This is a genomic window from Streptomyces virginiae (genome assembly GCF_040638905.1).
GTDB lineage: Bacteria > Actinomycetota > Actinomycetes > Streptomycetales > Streptomycetaceae > Streptomyces > Streptomyces virginiae_B.
The window spans coordinates 1-8,060 of record NZ_JBEZYV010000071.1; the positions used below are offsets into that span (position 1 = coordinate 1).

The 8,060-nt window shown below is 73.5% G+C and carries 9 protein-coding genes, 1 tRNA gene and 1 pseudogene; 4 read left to right on the plus strand and 7 right to left on the minus strand.

From position 1 onward, the window contains the following. Nucleotides 1-194, plus strand: a pseudogene (locus AB0F82_RS38260) (hypothetical protein); the annotation flags it as partial. Nucleotides 195-277: 83 nt separating this feature from the next. Here the strand turns inward: AB0F82_RS38260 and AB0F82_RS38265 are convergent. From AB0F82_RS38265 to AB0F82_RS38275, 3 genes are all read right to left on the minus strand, one after another. Further along, nucleotides 278-352: transfer RNA gene (locus AB0F82_RS38265), tRNA-Trp, on the minus strand. A gap of 57 nt (nt 353-409) precedes the next feature. Further along, nucleotides 410-1,318, minus strand: a complete 909-nt coding sequence (puuE, locus tag AB0F82_RS38270; RefSeq protein WP_362636357.1) for an allantoinase PuuE — start codon at nt 1,316-1,318, stop codon at nt 410-412. Nucleotides 1,319-1,425: 107 nt separating this feature from the next. Further along, nucleotides 1,426-2,046, minus strand: a complete 621-nt coding sequence (locus AB0F82_RS38275) for a hypothetical protein (RefSeq protein WP_362636360.1) — start codon at nt 2,044-2,046, stop codon at nt 1,426-1,428. Nucleotides 2,047-2,400: 354 nt separating this feature from the next. Between AB0F82_RS38275 and AB0F82_RS38280 the strand changes: the two genes are divergently transcribed. Further along, a complete protein-coding gene (locus tag AB0F82_RS38280) occupies nt 2,401-2,673 on the plus strand; it encodes a DUF3253 domain-containing protein (RefSeq protein ID WP_362636362.1) in 273 nt (90 codons plus the stop codon). 453 nt (nt 2,674-3,126) lie between these two features. Continuing rightward, nucleotides 3,127-3,570: a transglycosylase SLT domain-containing protein gene (locus AB0F82_RS38285; protein WP_436842273.1), complete on the plus strand. Its 444-nt coding sequence runs from the start codon at nt 3,127-3,129 to the stop codon at nt 3,568-3,570. 93 nt (nt 3,571-3,663) lie between these two features. Here AB0F82_RS38285 and AB0F82_RS38290 read toward each other — a convergent pair whose 3' ends face one another. Both AB0F82_RS38290 and AB0F82_RS38295 read right to left on the minus strand, forming a co-directional pair. Beyond that, on the minus strand, nt 3,664-4,785 hold the full coding sequence (locus AB0F82_RS38290) for a serine hydrolase domain-containing protein (RefSeq protein WP_362636366.1): 1,122 nt from the start codon (nt 4,783-4,785) through the stop codon (nt 3,664-3,666). A 90-nt stretch (nt 4,786-4,875) separates the two neighbouring features. Then, nucleotides 4,876-5,547, minus strand: a complete 672-nt coding sequence (locus tag AB0F82_RS38295; protein ID WP_362636369.1) for a DUF4097 family beta strand repeat-containing protein — start codon at nt 5,545-5,547, stop codon at nt 4,876-4,878. A gap of 226 nt (nt 5,548-5,773) precedes the next feature. Between AB0F82_RS38295 and AB0F82_RS38300 the strand changes: the two genes are divergently transcribed. Beyond that, nucleotides 5,774-6,529, plus strand: a complete 756-nt coding sequence (locus tag AB0F82_RS38300; RefSeq protein ID WP_362636372.1) for a helix-turn-helix domain-containing protein — start codon at nt 5,774-5,776, stop codon at nt 6,527-6,529. A 244-nt stretch (nt 6,530-6,773) separates the two neighbouring features. Here the strand turns inward: AB0F82_RS38300 and AB0F82_RS38305 are convergent, their stop codons facing one another. Both AB0F82_RS38305 and AB0F82_RS38310 read right to left on the minus strand, forming a co-directional pair. Continuing rightward, nucleotides 6,774-7,178: an STAS domain-containing protein gene (locus AB0F82_RS38305; protein ID WP_362636373.1), complete on the minus strand. Its 405-nt coding sequence runs from the start codon at nt 7,176-7,178 to the stop codon at nt 6,774-6,776. A 56-nt stretch (nt 7,179-7,234) separates the two neighbouring features. Then, nucleotides 7,235-7,897: an HSP18 transcriptional regulator gene (locus tag AB0F82_RS38310; protein WP_362636376.1), complete on the minus strand. Its 663-nt coding sequence runs from the start codon at nt 7,895-7,897 to the stop codon at nt 7,235-7,237. Between the last annotated feature and the right edge of the window lie 163 nt (nt 7,898-8,060).

Here is an 8,060-nt window from a genome sequence, read left to right on the forward strand (position 1 = left end):
CCGACAAGGTCCAGACCCCCGAGACGAAGCCCGAGTCGAAGCCGGAGACGAAGCCCGAGTCGAAGCCGGAGACGAAGCCGGAGACGAAGCCCGAGACGAAGCCGGAGACGAAGCCCGAGTCGGCCCCGGAACAGGAGTCCGCTCCCGCCCAGGCGTCCGCCCCCGTGGAGGCAAGCCCCGGCGCTTCCGCCTGAGGCCGCGAACCCGACCGCAGCCGGCCAGCCCCCGCCAGACCCCTACCCGGGGGCCCGGCGGGGGCTGCCGCACGGCTGAAGGACGGAGCCGGCCGGATTCGAACCGGCGTCCTCACGGTTTTGGAGACCGCGCGCGACGACCTCTGCGCTACGACCCCGCCCGCCCGGCATCTTAGATCGTGCCGCCCACCCTGCCCACCCTGGCGGCACACCGGTCACCGCCCCGGCGGGTGCGTGGCCAGCCAGTGCCGGGCGATCTCCTCCCGCGTGGCCACCCACGCCCCGCCCCGCTGCGCGACGTGCCCCAGGAAACCGTCGAGCGCGCGGATGCGCCCCGGCCGCCCGATGATCCGGCAGTGCATGCCGACGCTCATCATCCGCGGCCGGTCCCCGCCCTCGGCGCGGAGCGTCTCGAAGGTGTCGACGAGATAGGTGAGCATGTCGTCCGCAGTCGTGAAGCCGTGGACGATCAGGAACTTGAAGTCGTTCGCGTCCAGGCTGTACGGCACCACCAGGTGCGGGCGCCCGCCCGTCTCCACGTAGAACGGCAGATCGTCCGAATAGTCGTCGCTGTCATAGAGGAAACCGCCCTCCCCGGCCACCAGGCGCCGCGTGTTCGCGCTGGTCCGGCCGGTGTACCAGCCCACCGGCCGGCGCCCCACCAGCCGCGCGATCGTCGCCGCCGTCTGCGCGATGTCGGCCCGCTCGACGTCCTCGGGCACATCCCGGTAGTCGATCCAGCGCCGGCCGTGGCCCGCCACCTCCCAGCCCGCGGCACCCATCGCGCGCGCCGCCTCCGGATTGCGCTCCAGCGCCTGCCCCACCGCGTAGACGGTCAGCGGCGCACCGTGCGCCGCGAGCGTACGGCGGATCCGCCAGAAACCGGCGCGCGCACCGTAGGCGAACATCGACTCCACGTTCAGGTCCCGCCCGCCCGCCACGGGCGGCGCACCGACGATCTCGTGGAGGTACCCCTCCGAGACCGCGTCGCCCTCCAGGACGTTGCGCTCCCCGCCCTCCTCGTAGTTCAGGACGAGGCTGACGGCGACGCGCGCACCGCCGGGCCACGCGGCGTGCGGCGGCTCGGCGCCGTACCCGACGAGGTCGCGCTGCTGCTCGGACACGGCCGCACCCTACCGCCGCCCACCCGCCCCGCCGCGGACACACGCCCGCACCCCGCCGCGGACACCCGCCCGCACCCCGGCCCGGACACCCGCCCGCACCCGGCCTCTCAATACAGCTTGTTCACCGCGGTCCGCAGGGTGTTCTTCCAGGCGGCCACGGGCGGCTCGCCCCAGTAGCTCGACCACAGGACCAGCGTGACGGTGTCCCCGTCACGGCCCACACCCCACAGATAGTTGAAGCAGGGGCGCTCCCGGGCGCCCGCGTCGACGGTGCGCATGCCCCAGAGGGTGGCGCCCTCCTCCACGTCCACCACCCCGTGGTCGTAGCCGGTCGCGGTCACCCCCGGCGGCCGCGGGGCGTCCGCGCAGGCGGCGTAGCCGCGCCGGGTCGTCTCCGCGAACGCGATCGCCTCGGCCTCCGTGGCGAAGACCACCACCTTCTGCTGGGCGAACGCGGTCTCCGCGGTGGTGAAGTCCCGGTGCCACACGTTCACCTCCGGCCGCTCCCCGGGCCACGCCGCCAGGCACTCCTGCGCATCCCCCCACCCCCGCGCGATCGGTGCGGCCCGCCACGACTCGGTCCTGGGCAGGTCGGAGATGTACAGGCTCCCCGGCCGCGGCCGCCACGGATCGGCGGCGCCCGCGGCCGGACCCGACCCCGCCGCGAGCGCCAGCACCGCCGCCCCCGCCACGACACAGCCCCCTCGCACCCTCGCACCTACTGCCATGGTCCGCTTCCCCCACACGTCTCGGTCACGTGCCCCCAGCCTGCGGCGCCCCCGCCCCGGCACCTGGACCATCCACCCGCAAACGACCAGAAAAGCCACCCCAGTTGACCGAAAACGGCAAACACCACCCAAGGGGATCCCCGCCCTCCGGGCAAACCGCCTCGGGCGGGGCCTCGGACCTCCACGGAAACCCCGCCCCGCGCCCCACCCGCGCCCCCGCCCGCACCCCGGCCAGGGCCCGGAGCTGCCCGTGCTGATGCGGCTGATGCTCTCCGGCGTACCGCCGACCGCGCCGGGGCGGGCAGCGGCGCGGTGAGCGGTGGCCGACGCGGTGAGCGGTGCGACACTGGCGCCGTGACGGGCACCGACCGGCAGACGGGCCGGCGGCTGGAGCGAGCCATCCTCGAACTCCTGGAGCGCCGGGCCCCGACCGCGACGATCTGTCCTTCCGACGCCGCGCGGGCCGTGTACGAAGGGGACGGCGACGGCTGGCGCGCGCTGATGGAACCGGCGCGCCGTGCGGCCCGGCGGCTGGTCGCCGCCGGGAAGGTCGAGATCACCCAGGGCGGCCGCCGTGTCGATCCGGCGAAGGCCCGCGGCCCGATCCGCATCCGCCGCATCCGCTGACCCGGCTCCGGCCCGATCCCGGCCCCGGCGCATCCCGGCCCCGCCTCCGGGGCGGCCGCCGGGGAAGACGAGCCCTGAGCGGCCCATCTCCTTAGATTCTGGTGTAATTCGGACATCCGGCCCGGTTCCTCGAAGGGTACGCGCGGTGACACCGGGTGAGATCCGGGGGTCCGGGAGGTGAGCCGCCCCATAGGACTCACGTCACACACGAACCGGGATAGTAGCTCCCAAAGGCCCCCTAACGGCCCCTCGCGTGCCGCTCCCACCTGCGCGAATCCCGCCCCGCCACCGGTGGGGCCGCCGGTGGCCGACTGCGAAGCCCCCTAGTAATGGCGGTCGTTGCCAGGGCGGCGGGGCGTCGGTAGAACTGGATGAGTCGCCGGGCGGCACGGGTCCTCACCCGCCGCCGACGAACCCCTCTCCACCGCGTGAGTGGCTCACGCATGCCCAGGCATGCCGCGACCGCCCTTGTCCCCTGTGGAAGGTACCTCCGTGTCCAACACCGTCATCCGCCGCATCGCCGCTTCCAAGAAGGCCCTCGCGGGCACCGTCGTCGCCCTCGGTGTCGCCGGTTCCATGCTCGCCACGGTTCCCGCCCAGGCGGCCCCGATGAGCGCCAAGGCGATCGCCCAGCAGATGATCAAGGACCCGGCGCAGTTCGCGGCCTTCAACAACATCGTTTCCCGCGAGAGCGGCTGGAACCACACCGCCACGAACGCCTCCTCCGGCGCGTACGGCCTGGTGCAGGCCCTGCCGGCCTCGAAGATGGCCTCCGCGGGCTCCGACTGGAAGACCAACCCGGCCACCCAGATCAAGTGGGGCCTGAACTACATGAACGAGCGCTACGGCAGCCCCGTCGGCGCCTGGAACTTCTGGCAGACCCACCACTGGTACTGAGCCGCCAGGCAGCCAGCGCACGCGAAGAAGAAGACGCCCCGGCCGGGATCTCCCGGCCGGGGCGTCTTCTCGTTACCCACCGAGCCGCCCGAATCAGCCGGCGGGCGGGCAGAACACCTCCTCCACGAGGCGCTGCGTCGCCTTCCCGAACGCCTCGGCCAGGGACATCGCGGAGTCGTCCACGTAGTTCACCGCGGCGGTCAGGGTCGTGCCGCCGTCGGGCGTGGCGTACATCAGCGCCGCGTGGCCGGCGATGCCGCCGTTGTGGGTGATGACGGTGCCGCCGCGACCGGTGTCCTGGACCATCACGCCCAGCCCGTAGCCGGCCTTCGCCTCCGGCGTGCACATCTCGGCGAGCAGCCCCGCCGGCAGCAGCCTGCCGCCCACCAGGGCGGAGACGAAGGTGTGCAGGTCCGCGGTGGAGGAGATCATGTCGCCGCCGCTGGAGATCCAGGAGGGGTTCTGGCGGGTGACGTCGACCGTCGTGGTCCGGCCGTCCGCCTCGTAGCGGTAGTAGGCGTGGGCGTGCGGGGCGGGAACCTCCTCCTGCCCGGTTTCCGGCACCAGGGTGTCCGCCAGGTCCAGCGGCTGCAGGATGTGCTCCCGCATCGCCTCGGGCAGCGAGCGGCCGGTGACCTTCTCGATCAGCAGCCTGGCCAGCACGTAGTTGGTGTTGGAGTAGCTCCAGTCCGTCCCCGGCTCGAACCGCGCCGGCTTCGACAGCGCCAGCCGCACCAGGTCCTGCGGCCGGTGGGTCCGAAACCGGCCGTCCACCCACTCCCGGCCCTGCCAGACGATTCCCGGGGCGACCGTCCCGTCCTCGAAGTACTCGCCGGTGAAGTTGAAGATCCCGCTGGTGTGCTGCAGCAGCATCCGGACCGTGATCCGCCGGTCCAGCCCGAACTCGGGCAGGTGGTCGGCCACCGGGTCCTCCAGCCCGAGCCCGCCCCCGGCCACCAGCCGCAGCACCAGGGCCGCGGTGAAGGTCTTGGTGACGCTGCCGATCCGGGTCCGTCCGTCGGCCGGCGGCCTGGCGCTCCCGCCCAGCTCGGCCACCCCGGCGGTGCCGACCCACTCGCCGCGCCCGTCGTTCACGCGCAGCTGTATCCCGGTGAAACCGCAGGCGACGAAGTCCTCGACGGCCTTCTGAAGCTCCGGGCGCTCCTGCCCGGCCCCGCCCGGGGGCTCGGCGGTCTCGCGGGCGCCGTACGTCATGATGCTGCTCCTCGAATCCTCGAAAATGCTGTGGTCAGGGCCGTGGGCCAGGGCCGTGGGCCAGGGCGGCGGGCGGGAAGAGGGGGCGGGTCACAGGGTGCGGGCGGTGATGTCGCCGTAGGAGGTGGTCGCACGGATCTCGAGCCGGTCGGCGGCGCCCTCGGTGCTGTGGAGCGCGTTGTGGATCCGGCCGTAGGAGGTGCCGGCGTCCAGGCAGGCGCTGACCCCGCGGGCCGCGCCGACCGACACGTCGCCGGCCTCGGTGCGCAGGACGACCGTGCCGCGCACGGCCTCGGCGATGCGCAGGTCGCCCTTCTGGGTGCTGATCTCCGCGGAGCCGCCCAGGCGGCCGACCGAGATGTCGCCGGCGAGGAGGGTGAGGTGGGCGCCCGCGGTCTCGTCGAGCTTGACCGACCCCTGCGCCCCCTCGAAGGTCACCTCCCCGAGCCGTCCGACGCCGCGGAGCTCGGCGCTGGCCGTCTTCGCCTCGACGCGGGAGCCGGCGGGCAGCTGGACGGTCACCTCGACGGAGCCGGAGCTGCCGAGGACCCGGTTCTTCGCCGGTGCGGCCTCGATCCGCAGGACGCCGTCGCCGTACGCGACCGTGGTCTGCTCCGCGGCCTTCACGTCACGGCCCTTGGAGGCGTCCGCGGGGAGGACCTCGACCACGGTGTCGGCGCGGTCGGCGGCGATGAACCGGACGCGTCCCGCGGGGATGTCGAGGACGGCGGCGATCGCGGCGGGGGTGTCGAACTTCTGCATCGTGCTCTCCTTGAGCTCGTTGTTTCTGATGACCTGAACGCTACGTTGCATTCCAAATCTCTTCAACGCCTCCATTGCGTCCGATTCCAATAATCCCAGTTCACAGGCAGGAAATCGTTGCAACCATCCTCTCGCTTAACGCAACGTCAGACACCTGTGCGTTGCAATGGACTGAGAGTGAACGCTAAACTGGGGCGCACCCCGAAGAGGAACGAAGGAGAACGCGATGCCCGGAGGCAGGCTCACCCAGCCCGAACGCCAGCAGATCGCACTGGGCCTGGCCGACGGCCTCGCCTACGCGGAGATCGCCAGGCGCCTGGACCGCCCCACCTCGACCGTCACGCGCGAGGTGCTGCGCAACGGCGGCCCCACCGCCTACCGCGCCGACCTGGCCCACCGCGCCACCGAACACCGTGCCCGGCGCCGCAGGCAGCCCGCCCCCCGCGGAGCGGAGGGGGCCCCGCAGCCCCACGGACGCGACGCCGAGGCCGTGCACGCGTACGAGGAGACGTTCACCACCGTCCTGATGGCCTCGGGCATGCCCAAGATGACGGCCCGGGTCATGGCCTGCCTCACCCTCACCGACAGCGGCAGCCTCACCGCGTCCGAACTCGCCCGGCACCTGCAGGTCAGCCCGGCGTCCATCTCCAAGGCGGTCGCCTTCCTCGACAGCCAGGGCCTGGTCCGCCGGGAACGCGACGAACGCCGCCGCGAGCGCTACGTCGTCGACAACGACGTCTGGTACCAGTCGATGATGGCCAGCGCCCGCGCCACCGCCCACCTCGTCGAGATCGCCCGCGAGGGCGTCGGCGTCCTCGGCCCCCGCACCCCGGCCGCCACCCGCCTGGAGAACATCGCCCGCTTCGCCGACTTCGTCTCCGAAAGCATCACCCGCGCCGCGGAACAGGCCCGCGCGATCCTCCACTCCCAACCCGAACCCGAACCCGACCCCGAACCCGAACCCGGAACCCCTGCGCCGTGAGACCCGCACTCGCGACCGCCGGAGCGCGACCGTGGCCGGCGCACCGCTGCGCGCCACCCAGCGCCTCTCCTTCCGGGGTACGGACCGCCCCGCGTTTCCGGAGCACAGGGCTCACGGCGACCCGACCCACCCCGAGAATCCCGCAGCCCCCGGGCGGCCCGCCCGCAGGACCTCCCGCCGGGCCCCGTCACTGACGGGGCACGTCGATGCCGGCCGCGGGCGGGGTCCGGTGGCCGCGCACGGGTCAGCGCGGAGGTGGCGGGTGCGGGCCGGCCGCACGCGAGCCGGTCGGGTCGGGCGGCCCGTCCTCCCGCGGGAAGAGCGGCGCCGCGCCGGTCATCTGCAGCAGGCGCTGGAGCTGGGGAGCCGGATCCGCCAGGTGGATCGCGGTGCCCGCCTCGACCGCTCGGAGCCGCGCGGCGAGGAGCGCGTTGAGCCCTGAGGAGTCGCAGAAGGTGACGCGGCTGCAGTCGGTGACGATGCGGTCGGCCTGCGAGGCGTCGACGTGGGCGAGGGCTCGTGCGAGGGCGCGGCTCAGGAGCGGCGCGGTGGCGATGTCGATCTCGCCGACGGGCCGGACCGCGACCACGCGGCCGACGATCTCGACGACGGGCTCGGCGCCGGTCTCGCGGTCGGGGTGTTCGGCCATGGGATCCCTCCTCGGGTCGCGACCCGCAGGCGAGGGTCGTTCGCGTGGTACGGGGCTCAGGAGCTGCGCTGGTCGTTGCTGTCCTGGCGGAGCTGGTCGGTGTGGCGGGTCATGGCGTCGATGCGGTCGGCGAGTTCCGCGTCGCCGGGCCCCAGATGGGGCCGGGTGCCGGCCAGCAGGGCGACCAGGCGGGCGGCGTCGTCGCCGCCGAGGGCCAGGTTGAGCTCGCCGACGGCGCCCTCGGCGCCCGGGGGGAGCCCGGTGAGCGAGGTGACCTGGCCGGCGAGGCGGCGCAGGTCGGCTGCGTTGTCGCGGGCCCAGGCGGTGACGGTGCGGTCGGCGGCCCGCGCGTCCCGGGTGGCCTGCACGCGCTGTTCACCGGTGCTCCCGGCGGCGCCGGGACGCAGCCGCAGGTAGCGGCGTTCGGCGGCCTGGCGGCTGGCGACCCCCAGGGGCCCGGCGAGGTCGGCCCAGCTGGCGCCCCGACCGCGGGCCGTTTCGATCAGGACGCTTTCCCAGCCGGTGAGCCGCTCCCGGACCTCGCGCAGCGTCCGCAGCGCGGCCAGGGCCTGCTCGGGGCCCGAGTCCCGCGCCGTGCTGGCCGCCACCGCGCCGGCGGAGGACCGGTGCGCGTCCTCGACCGCCTGGTGGATGGCCTCCAGCGCCGCGGCGGCGTCCGGGGCGCGGACCGGTGGGACAGGGGGAGAAGTCTCGTTCACGGCGCCTCCGAAGGCTCGTCGTCCGACACGCATCGTCCACCACGCGTCATCCATCAGGTGACATTCTACTTGTCATCGCTTCGATGACATGTTACAACGGGAGCACGTTGAAGCGCATGGGCAGTTCCTGCCTGAACCGACTGGAGGTGTTTCGCGATGCTGA

Excerpts from the sequence above, each read along its gene's own strand:
- AB0F82_RS38275 (WP_362636360.1), bottom strand. The coding sequence starts at position 2,046 with ATGGCAGTAGGTGCGAGGGTGCGAGGGGGCTGTGTCGTGGCGGGGGCG.
- AB0F82_RS38285 (WP_436842273.1), top strand. The coding sequence starts at position 3,127 with ATGCCGCGACCGCCCTTGTCCCCTGTGGAAGGTACCTCCGTGTCCAAC.
- AB0F82_RS38290 (WP_362636366.1), bottom strand. The coding sequence starts at position 4,785 with ATGACGTACGGCGCCCGCGAGACCGCCGAGCCCCCGGGCGGGGCCGGG.
- AB0F82_RS38295 (WP_362636369.1), bottom strand. The coding sequence starts at position 5,547 with ATGCAGAAGTTCGACACCCCCGCCGCGATCGCCGCCGTCCTCGACATC.
- AB0F82_RS38300 (WP_362636372.1), top strand. The coding sequence starts at position 5,774 with ATGCCCGGAGGCAGGCTCACCCAGCCCGAACGCCAGCAGATCGCACTG.
- AB0F82_RS38305 (WP_362636373.1), bottom strand. The coding sequence starts at position 7,178 with ATGGCCGAACACCCCGACCGCGAGACCGGCGCCGAGCCCGTCGTCGAG.